The organism is Amycolatopsis nivea, from assembly GCF_004522235.1.
In the GTDB taxonomy this organism is placed as follows: domain Bacteria; phylum Actinomycetota; class Actinomycetes; order Mycobacteriales; family Pseudonocardiaceae; genus Amycolatopsis; species Amycolatopsis nivea.
Genome location: NZ_SDLT01000034.1, coordinates 22,397 through 37,504, shown reverse-complemented (window position 1 = coordinate 37,504; position 15,108 = coordinate 22,397). Strand labels below are relative to the sequence as shown.

The following is a 15,108-nucleotide window of genomic DNA, read 5'->3' as shown; positions in this document are numbered from 1 at the left end:
CCGCTGATCGGCGCTGAGCTTGCGTTTTCCCTTGCCCCCGGCTGCGTTTTCGGTCACCGGCTTGGTCTACACCCGGTGCGGCGGAGAGGCAAGAGTCGCATGTGGACTCAGCACATCCCTGACATACCAAGCAAAAGCGGAGGAATCGGGTTACTCGGGCGCTTTCGCCGAACGAGTGAGCAGGTGCGCTTCGCGCATCCGGCCGTCCTCGGCGAACCGGCCGAAGAACGACACCTCGATCTCGAGCTCCTTTCCCCGCTGGCGAACGTGCAGCGTGTACCGCGCGGCGACGCGGTCGCCGTCCGCCATCGCGTCGTGGACTTCGATCCGGCTGTCCGGCCGGTTCTTCCGCACCGGACGGCAATGCGCGACCAGCCGCGCGCGGTCGATCCGCACCCCGTCGGCGATCTGCACGACGTCGGGCGTGTGATAGCGGTCGACCACTGTCGCCGCGTCCTCGTCGGTGTGCACCAGATCGTCGGCGAAAGAAGTGAAGAAGCGCGCGATGAACGTCTTCGGATCAGCGTGTTCGAGTGTGCCCATGAACCCCTCCCAGATAAACTCTGACACCCTGTAAGATATCCGTTCGAGTTAACCTTGACAAGGTGTAAGAGATGGCGAAACTCCGCGCGGACGCCCAGCGCAGCCGCGCCGCGATCCTCGACGCGGCGCTCCGTGTGCTGGAAACAGATCCGGACGCGAGCGTCGAGGGCATCGCCACGGCGGCCGGCGTGACCCGGCAGACCGTGTACGCCCATTTCCCTTCCCGCGAACGGCTTCTGGCCGCGGTCCTCGACCGGCTCACGGAGGAAGCCGTCGACGCGATGGACGCCGCTGGTCCGGACACCGGGCCGGCGGCGGACGCGATCCTGCGGGTGCTCAACGCCGCGCGCCGGGCGTCTTCGCTTTATCCGTCGCTGCTGCGCCGGTTCTCCTCGACCGCGTCCTCCGCGGAGGACGGACGCGAGCAGCACGAGCCGGTCGCCGAGCGGTTGCGGCGGATTGTCGAACGCGGGCAGCTCGCCGGGGAGTTCGACCGGCAGCCGCCGGCGGATTGGCTGGTCACGGTGATCATCCAGCTGGGCCACGCAGCCGCGGGCGAGGCCGACGCGGGACGGCTTTCGCCGGCCGAAGCCGAGAAAGAGCTGTCTGCCACGGTGCTGCGCGTGCTCGGCGCGTCCTGACGCTCAGATCGCCACGCGAGACTGCGCCCGGCGGCCGATGTCCCGCGCCCACGCCCGGATCCGGTCCCAGTCGCGGAAATCGCCCGCCCGGCTGCCGCGCGCCATCAGCTTTTCCAGCACGCCTTCGGCGAGCGCCGGGTCGAGCCGCCCGCCGAACGTCTCGGTGCGCCCCGCGTCGATCGCGGCGGCCAGCAACGTCACCCGAGCGGGCAGGCTCACCCGGGTGAGATTCGCTCCCGTGCCGCACGGTCCGCTGTGGAACAGCCAGACCGGACGCGCCCGCAGCGCCTCGGTGTTGCGCTCCAGCAGCCGCACCGCTTCGGGCCGCCACCGCGCGTAGTAGAGGGCGCTGCCGACCACCACCGCGGCATACCCCGTGACGCTGTCGACCTCGCCCGCGTCGCGCACGTCGACAGCGAACCCGGCGGCGCGCAACTCCTCGCCGACGACTTCGGCGATCTCGCGGGTGCCGCCATGCTTGCCCGCGTACGCGACGAGGACGTTGATCATGCCTTCATTCTCCACCCCATCGCCGGACCGCGCCCGGCCGAAGTCCGACAGCGGCCCAGACGGTCAGCCGATCGTCTTCGGGCGAGAGGCCAGCGCGCCGAACGTCGTCTGCACCAGCGCGAGCGCGATCAGCACCCCGAGCGCAGGCGTCCAGGACGAAGCCGCGTCGTGAATCGCGCCGATCACGATCGGCCCGAGCGCCGCGAGCGTGTAACCCGCGGACTGAGCCATCCCCGACAACGCCCCAGCGTCGGAATAATCCCTCGTACGCAGCCCAAACAGCGACAACGCCAATGCCAACGTGGTCCCGCCGGCCAACCCCGCGAAGACCGCCCAGAGCACCGCGATACCCGGCGCGACCAGGAGCCCGGTCAGTGCGGCCGTCAACAGCAATGACCCGGTGATCGCGACCGGACGCTGATCAGGCAACCGGTGGATCAGCATGGAGCTGACCAAGCTGCCGACCAGGCCGCAAAGATTGAAGAGCAGCTGGTGGAACCCCGCGGTCACCGAGCTGATGCCCGCGGCTTGTTCGATCGAGGACAGCCAGGTCACCAGCACATAGAAGGCGAGCGACTGCAGCCCCATGAAGAGAGTGACCTGCCAGGCCAGCCCGTTCGTCCACGGCCGTGCCGCCCCGGTCGTCCGCACGAGCGGCGGTGCGGCGGCGGACCGGCGCAGCTGCGGCAGGAAAACCCCGAGGGCGATCAGCGCGAGCCCTGCCCAGACGCCCAGCGAAAGCCGCCATCCGCCGGCCTGCTGCCCGGCGAGCGGCACCGCGACGCCGGCGGCGATCGCGGCGACGCCGGACTGGACCGCGGTGTACGTGCCGGTGATCGGCCCGATCCGGGTCGGGAAATCGCGTTTGACGAGCGCGGGGAGCAGGACGTTCAGGATCGCGATGGCGACCCCGAGCAGCGCGGTTCCGGTCCACAGCAACAACTGCGGCGGGGTCGAGCGCAGCAGGATCCCGATCGCGAGCAGCAGCACCGCCGCGCCGAGCGACCGCTCGAGCCCGAGCTTCGCGGCGATCTTCGGTGCGATCGGCGAGCATCCGGCGAAGGCGATGAGCGGCACGCTGACCAGGACGGACGCGGCTACCGAGGAAAGCCCCTGATCGGCCTGGACGAGACCCAGAATGGGGCCGAGCGAGGTGATCGCGGCGCGCAGGTTCGTGGCGATCAGCAGGACGCCGATCAGGACGAGCGCAGGACGCAGCGGGGTCGCGCGTTCGGGGGCAACGGGCCCGGGACGGGCGGTCATGCGGCCACTGCTCCGATGAGCGCGGAGGCGAGCCGGGCCGGCAGCAGAACCGGGTCGTCGATCATCGGAACCCCTCCCCCGCCACCGGAGCACTCCGCCCAACGCCGGGCGACCTCACCGATCTTGCCCGGTCGGGTGCTGAGTCGGCAACAGCCTTGTCTGCCGTCCGGCTGCCGGTTTACCGCACCGCCGCGGTCACGAACACCGGCGCGGTCATGTCCATAATGGACTCAGTTCGGTCGCGACACCAGCCGCAAAGTCTCTCTCTCCGATCAGACACGGGGCCGCGCGGTTTCGGCTTCCCGGAAGGAAAACGGGCAGGCATCGGTCCGGTCGACATCCTCTTCGGGCAGGCCGTACTGCCACCATTCCAGCCCGGCGACACCGTAAGAGCCGAGCTGGCGAGCGCGCGGGGCACCGTCGTAGCGGTCGATCCTCGCCCGGATGTTGTCGCGGACGTTCCGGCCGCTGGGGGTGTCGCCCGCGACGACGTCGAACCGCTCGCGCGGGTTGATCACGAGCACGAAATGCTCGCCGAGATTGCGGCTGCGCCGGACCTCATGGGCGGGGCTGCTCATGTTGACGAACAACGGCATTCCGTTGAAGCACAGGGACCACGAGCTCTCGCCAGGATCGGTGCCGACGCTCTCCGGCCACGGCGCAGGATCGACGTGGTGCAGCTTCTGGAGCACTTCCCAGCCGAACGCCTGATACTCCGCGACCGATCCGGCGGACACCGCCGCTGGCGAAAACACGATCAGCAACGGGTACGCGGTGTCGAGCCGGCCGTTCCAATTCCGGGAAAGCTCTACATAATCGGCGAGTTCGACACCGAGTCGCACGATGGCGTCCGGTCCCGCGTCCTCGGCGAACGCGAACAGCAGCAGTCCCTTTCGGAAGGCGTTTCTCGAGAAGACGCACGGGAAGCCGCGGTCGGTGAGCCGGGACTCGACGTCGCGGAAAGCGTGAGCACGCCAGCCGGTGCCGAATGTTCCGGCCTCCTGCTGGGTGGTCAGCGTGGTGCTGCGGTACTCGAGCAATCGGTGCATTCCGGCCCTCCGGGAATGATCTTCCTCGGGCTCACGGCACCCCCTCCGGTGCACTGCCGCTCAGCACTCTATGGACGCCGACCCGACCCGGGCAGCGACCATCCGAGTGAACAATTTCCTCCGCGAATTCGCGAAATATCGGAGAATACTTCAAGGCAAGACTCAGAACCGACCAATCCGCCTGCGACATCCGGCGCAATCCGCGACCGCAGCCGATACGACGACACCCGAAACACACGGCAGTTCAACCTAATCTGCTTTGTCCACAGTAGACGATTGGCGCGCGGGACGTTCGGGAATGGAATCAACCGGTTCGCCCGGACGCCACAGCGGCCGTACGCCGATCCGCCGATCCCAGACCCTCACCCGCACGGCGGCACTCTTCCGAAGACGTTCGACATTTCTTGGCGAACTGCCCATCGGCGCTTCCCCCACGAGGCCCCCGCGGGCCGGGATAACATCACCGGATCCGGCATCGGCCAAGGGGGAGAAGATCGACGACATGGACTGGGCCGCGCTCACGCGCATGCCCGCGAAGCGCATTGCCTACCGTCGCGAGACCTACTTCCGGGAAGGTGCCCGCGACACGGCCCGATTCCTCGGCGACCGCGCCGCGGAAATCCTGCGTCAGCACGCGCTTCTCCTGGTCAAACCGGACGGCCTCGCCGCGGGCAAGGTGCGCCCGGTGCTCGGTTGGCTGGCTGAGCAGGGATTCGCTGTCCAAGCAGTACAGCGTCCGGAACTGGACGGCCTGCGGTGGCGGGAAATGTGGCGGTACCAGCTAACCTCGGCCACCGTGGACCGGCTCGCGCTGAACGACTTGCTCTACTGCGGCTCCGCCCTGCTGCTGCTCCTGCGCGACGAGCAGCCCGGGCCGACGCCCGCGACGATGCGGTTGGCCGCGTTGAAAGGCTCAGCCGATCTGTCGAAGCAGAAGCCCGGCACACTGCGTGCCTTGCTGCAGCAGCACAATCGCAACTTCAGCTACATCCACGTCGCCGACGAGCCCGCCGACTTGATCCGGGAACTCGGCCTGCTGCTCGAACCGCCGCAGCGACGGGAAGCGCTGAACGCATTGGCCGTCGACACCCCAGCCGGTCTCCCGTTGCTCGAAGAAGTACTCGCCGCCGAAGCCGCCGCCACCCCGCGGACCTTCGACGCCAACACGGCCGCCGACGCGGTGGCAGACGCGCTCAAGCGGGCAGAGCACGGCAGCCGGGCGCTCCAGCTGCTGGAACGCCTGCGGTTCGGGGAATCCGTGCCCTGGATCGAGGTCGCCGAGGCGGTCGCCGAAAGCCGAGCCGAGGTCGATCGCTGGGACCTCGCAACGGTCGGGGCGGGGCTGATCGAATGCGACGAGCCCGGCGAAGCGAAGCTGATCTCCAACCCGGATCCGGCGCACTGGGCCAAGCCCCGGGCCCGACGTCCGTTGTAGGCGGCGCGCTACCGCACCTGCGCGGTCCATGCCTCCGCCGAAACGGCAGGCAGCAGCGCATGCGGCACCGGGCGCTCGTTGTGCACCACGAACGACGCGGTCACGATCACGTCCCAGCGGTCGGCCTTCTCGAAGGGCACTAGCTCGGCCAGCTCGTCCCAGCTGATCCGGTCCCCGCCCTCGACGACGTCCCGCAACCGGGAAACCGCGGCGTCGCCCGCTATCGGAGCCAGCCGGGCGAGCGTCGCGTCGATGTCCAGGTCGTGCGCCGGGCAATCCGCTTCGAGGGCGGCGATCTCGGCTCGCGCCTGCGCCGTGCGGTCCTCGGCGAGATGCGCCCGCAGCTCCTCGAGGAACCGGAGCCGCTCCGGACGGTCGAGGAAAATCGTCAGCTCGCGCACGATGTCCGCCGGTTCGTCGCCGACGTGCACGAAGTTCAGGATCCGGTTGGGCGGGTTCAGCTTCGTGCGCAAATGGTGCGGCCGGCGCTGCGCCGGATCGCCGACGCCCTTCAGCTCGCACAGCCGGACAGTCGCGGGCAATCCCGCGACCGGGCGGACGTCGCGCGCCAGGAACAGCAGCACATCGTTGGTGAGATACCAGAAAGTGCACAACTGCAGCCGGTCGACGGTGTAGATGTGCCAGTCGTAGCGCCACACCTCGCGCATCGAATGCCGCGTGTAGCCGAACCGGGTGGCGGCGACGGGCACGAAACCGTTGTCCGCCAGGTAATCCATGATCGGGCCGAGCCTGCGGCCGACCACCGCGTCCGGTTTGACCACCAGCATCGCCAGCCCGCCGAGCACGCTCGTCGCGTCGCCGCCGAACACCGCGAGCACGTCCGCCCAGCCCTCGCGGAAGTACAGGTCGTAGCCGAAGACCTCCCGTTTCTCCGGCACGACCGACAACTGCCGCCATTCTCCGGCCGTCGGCATGCCGTCGACCCGGTCCTCCCTGCCCGGCGTCCAGATCATCCGCTCATCCTGCCACGACGGCACACTGCGCCAGCTGCTTTTCGCCGGGCACGGCACCGGGCTGCCACGGCCCGGCGCCCGCTGCGGGTATCGTCGGCTGCCCGGACGACAGGAGGGTTGACGCGTGGCCAGGCAGCGGGTTCCGGTAGTGCTCGTGGCGGGTTTTCTCGGTGCGGGGAAGACCACGATGCTCAACCATCTGCTCGCCAACCGCCAGGGCGTCCGGGTCGGGGTGGTGGTGAACGACTTCGGCCAGGTGAACATCGACGCGCTCGCGGTCGCCGGGCAGGTCGACACGATGGTTTCGCTGGGCAACGGCTGCCTGTGCTGCGCGGTCGACGCCAGCGGGCTGGACGCGATGCTGGGCAAGCTGTCGAGGCCCGAAGCCGGGATCGACGTGATCGTGGTGGAGGCGAGTGGGATCGCCGAACCGCGCGACCTGCTGCGGCTGATGATCGCCAGCGAGAACCCGGACATCCGGTACGGCGGGCTGGTCGAGGTCGTCGACGCGGTCGAGTTCGAGGCGACCCGGGCGCGGCATCCGGAGCTGACTGAGCATCTGCGGGTGGCCGACCTGGTGGTGCTCAACAAGGTCGACCGGGCCGAGGCGGACGCGCTGGCCAAGGTCCGTGCGGTGGTCGAGGAGTACGCACCCGGGGTGCCGGTGCTGGAGACCGAGCGGGGGCGGGTTGATCCGGGGTTGTTTTTCGATCCCCGGCCTCGGGAAAGTTACGGGCAGTTGTCTTTTGACGATCTGCGCGAACATGATCATTCCGAGCATTTGCACGCGCGGTATGAGAGCGTCGTGTTCAGTGCTGAGCGGCCGCTTTCGCCTCGGCGGTTTTTGGCGTTTCTGGAGAGCCGGCCTGCTGGGTTGTATCGGGTTAAGGGGCAGGTGGATCTCGGGTCTCCGGAGGCTCGGTCTCGGTTCGGATTGCATACTGTCGGGGCATTTGTGCAGGTAGAGCGGTCTAGCTGGGGGTCTGGGCCGCGGCGGACCGAGCTGGTTTTGATTGGTGCTGGGATTGATTCTGCGGCTGTTGAGCGGGAGCTTGCGGCTTGTGTGGCGGAGGATGAGGTGCCGGACGAGCGGGGGCTTTTGCGGTTTCTCCGGTATCTGGACGAGCCCGAGGATGGGGCGCGCCACGCCGAAGATGCGTAAACGCGCGGATTGATGGTGGTGGAGTCGCACTATGTCTTCGTAGCTCGGACCAGCCTCTTTGGAGGACTCGTTCCATGGCGGAGACGATTGCGGCTCGGTGGTACCTCGTGGGTGCGTTGCCGGAGGACGATCCGGTCGCGCATGTGATGACCCGGGCGGATGATCTGCGATATCGGCGGTCTGCTTGCGGGGAGCGGGAATCGCGGACTTGGACGCCGATCGATTTGACCGCGCCTGGGACTGGGCATGTGACGCCTTGTCCTGGGTGTGCGGGGACGTTGGCTGGGGTGCCGGTGGGGGTTGGCGGGCAGGAGCAATTGGCGTTTGATCTGCCGTTGGGGTGAGGGTGGCTCGTCGCCTGGCGGCGACCTTGCCGTGGCGGTTGCGTGGGGCACCCCGAAGCTTGATTGTGCTGACGGTCTGAGGGTGCTTGTCAAGGCGGGAAAGATGCCTTGACAAGCACCCTCAGACCGCAGGAGAGCTTCGTATCGGGGTGCGGGGGTGGTGTGGGTGCACTTCGAGTTGGGTGCATCGGTGGCGGTTTCGTTGGGGGTGGGGCTAGCGCCCCAATGTGGCATTGGGTGCATGTGACGCACCCAATGTGGCGTTCGGTGCATGCGACGCAACCAATGCCGCATTGGGGCGGCATCCCGGGCGGGCGCGAGGCTGGCGGGGGCGGGCCGTGAAGGGCTCCTTGAGGGAATCCAAGTCCGTGAAGGAGCCCCTCACGGACCTCCGGCTGACTCGCGGAGTCACCCTTCGGCGGGGGTCTTTTTCGCCCTGCTCGGTGCGACTCTGGGCGGTTCGTTCGGCATCTTCGGGTACACGGGCGGCCACGGCGCGTCCATCAGGCCGCTGGCCAGATCTTCCCGGGACATCTCCAGCAGCGCTTCGATCGATTGCGGCCGATCGTTCGCACCAGCCCACGGATCTCCCCGTTCCGCGACCAGCGCGGGGACCGTCGACAGGGTCAAGGCGTCCGGTTCCACTGTCGCCAGTTCGTCCCAGGAAATCGGCGTGGAGACCTGTCCGCCGACCCTCGGGCGCACGCACCAAGCGCCGAAGACCGTTTTATGCGGGGCGTTCTGGTTGAAGTCTACGAAAACTCGCGAGCCGCGGTCTTCCTTCCACCATTGTGCGGTGATCAGGTCGGGATGCCGCCGTTCCAACGCCCTTGCCAGCGCCACCGCGGCGGCCCGCACTTCGTAGCCGTCCCAGCGCGGTTCCAGTATCGAATACAGGTGCAGGCCGCGCGAACCGGAGGTCTTCACGTAGACCTCGATTCCCAAGTCGGCGAGGAATTCCCGCACGAGAACCGCTGCCTCGCGCAGTTGCGGGAACCCGATTCCGGGCGACGGGTCCAGGTCGATGCGCAGTTCGTCCGCGATTTCCAGTGCTGCCGCGCGGTTTGGCCACACGTGGAAGCCCAGGCAACCCTGGTTGACCGCCCACAGCACGTGGGCCAGGTCTGCTGCCACCAGTGCGTCGCTGGTGGTGCCGTTGGGTGTGGAAACGACGGCGGTGGTCAGCCAAGACGGCGCGTTCTTGGGCGTGCGTTTTTGGAACCACGATTTTCCGCCCGCGCCGTCCGGATAGCGTTCCAGCAGCAGGGGGCGGCCGCCGAGTCTAGCTAGCAAAGGGCCTGCGACAGCTTGGTAATAGCGGACGAGATCGAGCTTGGTTTCGCCTCGTTCCGGGAAATAGACCTTGTCGGGGCTGGAAATGGTCAGTTCTACGCCGTCCAGTTCCAGTGTCACCCCGCTCATCGGGCCTCCCCGAACAGATCCGCCAACTCGGCAGGCGGGGCTTCGTCCAGTTGCGCGTAGGTGCACGATTCCGGCGTCCGGTCCGGGCGGAAGCGCACCAATCGCCCGCCATGGCGGAAGCGGCCGCCTTGGAGATGTTCGTAGCGGACTTCGGCGACCTGTTCCGGGCGCAGCGGTTCCCATGACAGGTCCTTGTCCGGAGCCCACCGGCTGTTGGCGCCCGGCCGGCGCACCTCGTCGGCCTGCCATTCCGCCCAGGTGCGCCACGGATGCCCGTCGAGCGCGTTCTCCCGCCACGGGGCCAGCTCCTCGACCAGCTCCCGGCGCCGCGCCGCGGTGAAGCTGCTCGCGACGCCGACGTGGTGCAGCGAACCCTCCTCGTCGTACAGCCCGAGCAGCAGCGATCCGACGCCCTTGCCGTCCTTGTGCCACCGGAAACCCGCGACGACACAGTCCGCGGTGCGCTCGTGCTTCACCTTCAGCATGACGCGTTTGTCCTGCTCATACGGCAGATCGGCGGGCTTCGCCATGACCCCGTCGAAGCCCGCGCCCTCGAACCGGGTGAACCAGTCCTGCGCGGTGTCCGGATCCGTCGTGAGCGGCGTCAGGTGCACCCGCTGCAAGCCGGTCGAAGGCGCGAAGATGCCCTCCAGCTCGCGGCGCCGCTCGGCGAACGGCTCCTCGGTCAGGTCCCGGTCGCCGAGCGCGAGCAGGTCGAACGCGACGAAGCTGGCCGGGGTCTCCTCCGCGAGCTTCCGGACACGGCTGGCCGCCGGATGCAGCCGCAGCTGCAACGCCCCGAAGTCCAGCCCGCGCGGCGTGACCAGCACGATTTCGCCGTCGACGACGCATTTCTCCGGCAACGCGTCGCGCAGCAGCTCGACCAGCTCCGGGAAGTACCGGGTGAGCGGCCGGTCGTTGCGCGAACCCAGTTCGACCTCGTCGCCGTCGCGGAACACGACGCACCGGAAGCCGTCCCACTTCGGCTCGTACCAGAACCCGCCGTCGCGCGGCACCTCGTGCACAGCTTTGGCGAGCATCGGCCGCACCGGCGGCATCAGCGGTAACTCCACCTGCGCGATCCTAAGCGGAACAGACGCTGACCTGCACCTTTTTACCAGCGCGCCAGCACCAGCCCGCCCTGCGGCTTCGGCGTGAAGTACGTGGCCTTCCGCGGCATCCGCCGTCCCGCCGCGTGCACCGCCTGCACTGTCTCGAACGGCACCGGGGCCAGCTGCACCACCGCGTCCGCGCTCGGCGGAACCGGGCTGCCCGGCAGCAGCGGGCCCACGTGCGGACCGTCCGGGTCGAGGCCGAGCGCCGAGCCGAGGAGCGTCTGTTCCACGACCTCGTGGTCGATCACCAGCGGATCCGCCGCAGGCAGCCGCACTCGCAGCACGCGTGAGCCCGCCTGCACGACGGCCGTGCCGGGGCAAGACGGCGGGGTCGCGTCATCCGACCAGGTCACGTCCAGCCCGGCTTCCTGCCAAGCCGCCAACAGACTCTCCGCGGAGTGCCCGGTGCCGAGGAGCACGCGGTTGATCGCCCGGATCTCCAGCTGCGAACCCGCCGTGACCAACGCCAGCAGCTGACCGCTCCCCGCCGCGGCCGCGACGCGGTGATTCCCGTCCGCCACCAGCAGATCGCTCGCCGACGCGGCCTCCAGCAGCCGTTCCTGCATCTCCCCCGGCCGCACCACCCACAGCTCGTGCGCCAGTCCTGCCCGGTCCACAGTGGACACATCAGGATCCGCCGAGCTCGCCGCTTCCTTGACCGCCGCGGTCAGCTCCGCGGCGTCGCCGACCGGCACGAGCAGGGCGGCGCTCGTCGCGCACCCGAGGCCGTCCAGCACAGCCGCGCGCTCGGCGACCACCTCCGGATAGACCTCCTCGGTGTGCTTCACGTGCGCCTGGCCCGAGGTCAGCTCCCGGACATCGACCACGCACAGCACGCCCGCGATCGTCTCGCCGATCCGGTAGGCCGCGACGAAGCCGGTCTCCGGCCGGTAATGCCTGGTCAACAGCCGTTCGAGCGTCGCCCGCGCTTCCGGCAGCGCCGCTTCGACGTCCAGCCCGGCCGCCAGCGCCGCGGGCGTCCGCGCCGGATGCTGCGCGGCCAGCAGCGTGTCCCCTTCCGCCGCCGCGAGCGCCCTCGTCACCGCCTCCGGTTCGGCGAACTCGTCGACATCCGGTCCCGGCACCGCGCCCTGAACGACCCAGCCCCGGCCGATCGGCCGCACCCATCTGTCCATCCCTCCATGATGACGGCCAGGCGAACACCCGGGCACCGATCGATCGGCTGGGGAATGCTTGCCGGGGCGAAGGAGTTTATTCCCGGCATGGGTAGCACGAGCAGTCCGCCCGCGGCGAAACGCGCCGCCGTGGGCCTTCGATCCGAGCGGGGACCCGTCCTCGCCGCCGTCATGCTGAGCACCGGCCTCGTGGCCCTCGACAGCACCATCATCGCCACCGCGGTCCCCTCCGTGGTCCGCGACCTCGGCGGATTTTCCCAGTTCCCGTGGCTGTTCTCGATCTACCTGCTCACCCAGGCGGTCACCGTGCCGCTGTACGGCAAGTTCGCCGACGTCCTCGGCCGCCGCCCGGTGATGTTCTTCGGCATCGCCGCGTTCCTGCTCGGCTCGGTGCTGTGCGGGGTCGCGTGGAGCATGCCGGTGCTGATCGCGGCGCGCGCGGTGCAGGGCATCGGCGCGGGCGCGGTCCAGCCGATCAGCATGACGATGGTCGGCGATCTTTACACGGTCGAGGAGCGCGCCCGGGTGCAGGGTTACCTCGCCGGGGTGTGGGCGGTCGCCTCGGTGATCGGGCCGACGCTGGGCGGCGTGTTCGCCGAATACCTCAGCTGGCGGTGGATCTTCTTCGTCAACCTGCCGCTCGGCGCGCTCGCCGCGTGGATGCTCTACCGCAAGTTCACCGAGCAGGTGAACCGCACGCGGCACAAGGTCGACTACGCCGGCGCGACCCTGCTGACCCTCGGCTGCGCGCTGCTGATCCTGGCCCTGCTGGAGGGCGGGGTCGCGTGGAGCTGGACGTCGGCGCCGAGCCTGGCGATCTTCGCCGTCGCCGTCCTGATGCTGGTCACATTCGTGCTGGTCGAGCGGCGTGCGGAGGAACCCGTGCTGCCGCTGTGGGTGTTCACCCGCCGCACGCTGATCGGCGGGAACCTGGTCGCGCTCGTCACCGGCGCGGTGCTGCTCGGCTTCAGCTCGTTCCTGCCCACCTACTCCGAGGGCGTGCTCGGCACGGACGCGCTCACCGCGGGCTTCTCGCTGGCCGCGCTCACGATCGGCTGGCCGATCGCGGCGTCGCTGTCCGGGAAGATCTACCTGCGGATCGGATTCCGCGACACCGCGCTGATCGGCACCGGATTCCTGCTCGTCGGGACCGTCATCGCCACGTTCCTCGGCCTGGACTCGGTGGTCTGGACGGCCGCGGCGGCCGTGTTCGTGGTGGGCATCGGGCTCGGGCTCTCCTCCAGCCCGACGGTCGTGGCCGTGCAGTCCACCGTCGGCTGGGAGCGTCGCGGCGTCGTGACCGCGACCAACATGTTCAGCCGCTCGCTGGGCAGCGCGGTCGGCACGGCCATCTTCGGCGCGATCGCCAACGCCACCCTCGCGGGCCGGTTCGCGAACCCGCCCGCGGAGGTCGCCGGACATCTTCCGCAGAGCGTCGACGCCACCAGCCGCATCCTCAGCGGAACGCACGACAACTCACCGGCGACGGCGTACGTGCGCGAATCGCTCGCCGGGGCCACGCACAACGTGTTCCTCGCGATCGTCGCCGTCTCGGTGGTGAGTGTCGTCGCGCTGCTGCTCATGCCCCGCAAGACCGAGCAGCTGACGTTCTAGTTCTGCAGCGGCACGAGTTCGCGCACGAAATCGTCGAGGAACTGCCGGTAGTCGCCGGAGTATCCCGGCCGGACCACGAATTTCGTGAGTCCGGCCTCGACGTGTTGCTCGATCATCCGGCGCGCCTCGGCCCAGCTGGTGGGCACGAGATCGGTCGCCGGACGGCCCGGATTGCGCTGCTGCGCCACGGCGCGCAGCCGTTCCGGGATCCCGTGCAGCGCAAGGACCATGCTCAGCCCGAAGTGGTCCGATTCGATCTCCCGGCCGGCTTCGGCGGCGGCTTCCTGGATCGCCATCCGCGCCGCGCGGGACTGCTCGGGAGTGTGGAAACTGCCGAGCCATCCGTCGGACAACCGGCCCGCGCGACGTAACGCGGCAGGCGCGGCCCCGCCGACCCAGACGTCGAGCCGCTTCGCCGGACGCGGCCCGATCGTCACGCCGTCGACCTGGAAAAACTCGCCGTCGAAGGACACGTTGTCCTGTTCGAGCAGCAGGCGCAGGAGCGCGAGCGACTCGTCGAAAACCGCCGCGCGCCGACCTTCCGGCACTGGGAACAGGGCGCGTTCCGCGGGCTGCGCGGGCAGCAGGCCGAACACCGGGAGCACCCGTTTCGGAGCCAGACCGGCCAGCGTGACCAGCTGTTTCGCGACCAGGACCGGATTCCGTCCAGGCAGGATCGCCACGCCCGTGCCCAGCTTGAGCCGCTCGGTGCGAGCCAGCGCATGCGTCATGCCGATCAACGGGTCGACATCCGGCGAATAGACCACCTCCGACAGCCACAGCGAGTCGACGCCCGCTGCCTCCGTCAGCTCGGCCAAACCGGTGAATTCCGCCGGCCCGGTCCCGAGTCCCGGAGCCACCCCCACCCGGATCTTGTCCACGCTCGCTCCGCTCTGTCGGCACGTTCCCTCCGACAGAACCGGATCCCGGCGCGAGTTCTTCCTTATCCGGCGGTCGCTTCGATGACCCGGCCCAGCGCGGCGTGCAGCGCCTCCAGCTCGGAGACCTCCATGCCGAGCCGCTCCACGACGCGATACGGGATTTTCTCCGCCTCGGCGCGCAGCTCCCGGCCCTTCTCGGTGAGTTCGACGGTCAACTGGCGCTCGTCGGCCCGGCTGCGGCCGCGGGTCACGTATCCGATCGCTTCCAGCCGTTTGAGCAGCGGAGACAACGTCGCGGGCTCGTGCCGCAACGCCGTGCTGAGGTCCTTCACCGACCGCGGCGACTGCTCCCACAGCGCCAGCATCACCAGGTACTGCGGATGAGTCAGCCCGTGCGGCTCCAGCAGCGGCCGGTAAATCGCGATCACGCTGCGCGAAGCGACCGACAGCGCGAAGCACACCTGCCGGTCGAGCTTCAGCGGGTCCTCGCCAAGGTCGATCTCGGCCACTCGTCCTCCTCGTGCTCGGGCCTACTCTAGCGCGGGCTGCACCACACTATTAGTTAGTGTACTAATCATTAGGGTACTGTTGCCGCAGACCCCGAGGAGGAACGATGACCGACCGGCCCGGCGTTCTCCGCTGGTTCGCCTACGCCGTGAGCGGGCGGCTTCCCGAGCGCTACCGCGACTGGCTGCTGCACGACGCGACGTCCAAGCACTGGAAGGCCCGACACGTCCTGCGCGCGACGGTGGGCATCGCGCCGCTGTGCCTGGTCTGGCTGCTGCTGCCGGCCCCGCTCGGGCTGCGGCTGGCGATCGTGCTGATGGCCGCGCTGGTGTCGTACTTCTACTCGTGCGCGTACATGGAAGAAAGCATCGACCACCGGTTGTCCCGCAACGGTTTCCCGCCCGGAACCGGCAAGCGCGTCCGCCGCGAGAAAGCCGCCGAGGCCAACGCCGAGGCGACCGCCCGCTACATCGCGGCCTACCGGCAGAACTCCGCCGACTAGACTCGGGAGC

15 protein-coding genes are annotated in these 15,108 nt (G+C 68.9%); 5 read left to right on the top strand and 10 right to left on the bottom strand.

What is annotated here, in order from left to right; genetic code table 11:
• Nucleotides 1–150: 150 nt before the first annotated feature.
• Nucleotides 151–543, bottom strand: coding sequence for a nuclear transport factor 2 family protein (locus tag EIZ44_RS32115; protein WP_134732879.1), 393 nt, complete (start codon nucleotides 541–543; stop codon nucleotides 151–153).
• A gap of 71 nt (nucleotides 544–614) precedes the next feature.
• Here EIZ44_RS32115 and EIZ44_RS32110 point away from each other — a divergent pair, with 71 nt between their 5' ends.
• Nucleotides 615–1,184: a TetR/AcrR family transcriptional regulator gene (locus EIZ44_RS32110; RefSeq protein ID WP_134732877.1), complete on the top strand. Its 570-nt coding sequence runs from the start codon at nucleotides 615–617 to the stop codon at nucleotides 1,182–1,184.
• Nucleotides 1,185–1,187: 3 nt separating this feature from the next.
• Here EIZ44_RS32110 and EIZ44_RS32105 read toward each other — a convergent pair whose 3' ends face one another.
• From EIZ44_RS32105 to EIZ44_RS32095, 3 genes are all read right to left on the bottom strand, one after another.
• Entirely contained in the window at nucleotides 1,188–1,694 is a 507-nt protein-coding gene (locus tag EIZ44_RS32105; RefSeq protein WP_134732875.1) for a flavodoxin domain-containing protein, read from the bottom strand.
• 63 nt (nucleotides 1,695–1,757) lie between these two features.
• Nucleotides 1,758–2,957 (bottom strand): CynX/NimT family MFS transporter, encoded by a 1,200-nt coding sequence (locus tag EIZ44_RS32100; RefSeq protein WP_134732873.1) that lies wholly within the window; start codon nucleotides 2,955–2,957, stop codon nucleotides 1,758–1,760.
• A 272-nt stretch (nucleotides 2,958–3,229) separates the two neighbouring features.
• A complete protein-coding gene (locus EIZ44_RS32095; RefSeq protein WP_134732871.1) occupies nucleotides 3,230–4,006 on the bottom strand; it encodes a YqcI/YcgG family protein in 777 nt (258 codons plus the stop codon).
• 502 nt (nucleotides 4,007–4,508) lie between these two features.
• Between EIZ44_RS32095 and EIZ44_RS32090 the strand changes: the two genes are divergently transcribed.
• Nucleotides 4,509–5,441 (top strand): nucleoside-diphosphate kinase, encoded by a 933-nt coding sequence (locus EIZ44_RS32090; RefSeq protein ID WP_167754340.1) that lies wholly within the window; start codon nucleotides 4,509–4,511, stop codon nucleotides 5,439–5,441.
• Between the two features lie 8 nt (nucleotides 5,442–5,449).
• On the opposite strand, the gene EIZ44_RS32085 is transcribed toward EIZ44_RS32090, so the two are convergent.
• Entirely contained in the window at nucleotides 5,450–6,415 is a 966-nt protein-coding gene (locus tag EIZ44_RS32085) for a nucleoside-diphosphate kinase (protein ID WP_134732867.1), read from the bottom strand.
• 124 nt (nucleotides 6,416–6,539) lie between these two features.
• On the opposite strand from EIZ44_RS32085, the gene EIZ44_RS32080 reads away from it, so the two are divergent.
• Nucleotides 6,540–7,577: a CobW family GTP-binding protein gene (locus EIZ44_RS32080; RefSeq protein WP_134732865.1), complete on the top strand. Its 1,038-nt coding sequence runs from the start codon at nucleotides 6,540–6,542 to the stop codon at nucleotides 7,575–7,577.
• 752 nt (nucleotides 7,578–8,329) lie between these two features.
• On the opposite strand, the gene ligD is transcribed toward EIZ44_RS32080, so the two are convergent.
• Genes ligD through EIZ44_RS32060 form a run of 3 tightly spaced genes read right to left on the bottom strand, consistent with a single transcriptional unit; the run spans nucleotide 8,330 to nucleotide 11,594 of the window.
• A complete protein-coding gene (gene ligD, locus EIZ44_RS32070) occupies nucleotides 8,330–9,343 on the bottom strand; it encodes a non-homologous end-joining DNA ligase (protein WP_134732863.1) in 1,014 nt (337 codons plus the stop codon).
• Nucleotides 9,340–10,416, bottom strand: a complete 1,077-nt coding sequence (locus tag EIZ44_RS32065) for an ATP-dependent DNA ligase (RefSeq protein ID WP_205673378.1) — start codon at nucleotides 10,414–10,416, stop codon at nucleotides 9,340–9,342. Before EIZ44_RS32065 ends, ligD begins: the two co-directional genes overlap by 4 nt.
• 41 nt (nucleotides 10,417–10,457) lie before the next feature.
• On the bottom strand, nucleotides 10,458–11,594 hold the full coding sequence (locus tag EIZ44_RS32060; RefSeq protein WP_134732861.1) for a DUF1015 family protein: 1,137 nt from the start codon (nucleotides 11,592–11,594) through the stop codon (nucleotides 10,458–10,460).
• Between the two features lie 87 nt (nucleotides 11,595–11,681).
• On the opposite strand from EIZ44_RS32060, the gene EIZ44_RS32055 reads away from it, so the two are divergent.
• Entirely contained in the window at nucleotides 11,682–13,208 is a 1,527-nt protein-coding gene (locus EIZ44_RS32055; RefSeq protein ID WP_134732859.1) for an MDR family MFS transporter, read from the top strand.
• Here the strand turns inward: EIZ44_RS32055 and EIZ44_RS32050 are convergent.
• Nucleotides 13,205–14,089 carry a TIGR03854 family LLM class F420-dependent oxidoreductase gene (locus EIZ44_RS32050; protein WP_134732857.1) on the bottom strand — a complete coding sequence of 295 codons (885 nt, stop codon included), beginning with the start codon at nucleotides 14,087–14,089 and terminating at the stop codon, nucleotides 13,205–13,207. The genes EIZ44_RS32055 and EIZ44_RS32050 overlap by 4 nt on opposite strands.
• A 62-nt stretch (nucleotides 14,090–14,151) precedes the next feature.
• Complete coding sequence (locus EIZ44_RS32045) at nucleotides 14,152–14,598, bottom strand: MarR family winged helix-turn-helix transcriptional regulator (RefSeq protein WP_134732855.1); 447 nt, start codon at nucleotides 14,596–14,598, stop codon at nucleotides 14,152–14,154.
• 104 nt (nucleotides 14,599–14,702) lie between these two features.
• Here EIZ44_RS32045 and EIZ44_RS32040 point away from each other — a divergent pair, with 104 nt between their 5' ends.
• Nucleotides 14,703–15,098, top strand: a complete 396-nt coding sequence (locus EIZ44_RS32040) for a DUF5313 domain-containing protein (protein WP_037814960.1) — start codon at nucleotides 14,703–14,705, stop codon at nucleotides 15,096–15,098.
• Nucleotides 15,099–15,108: the final 10 nt, after the last annotated feature.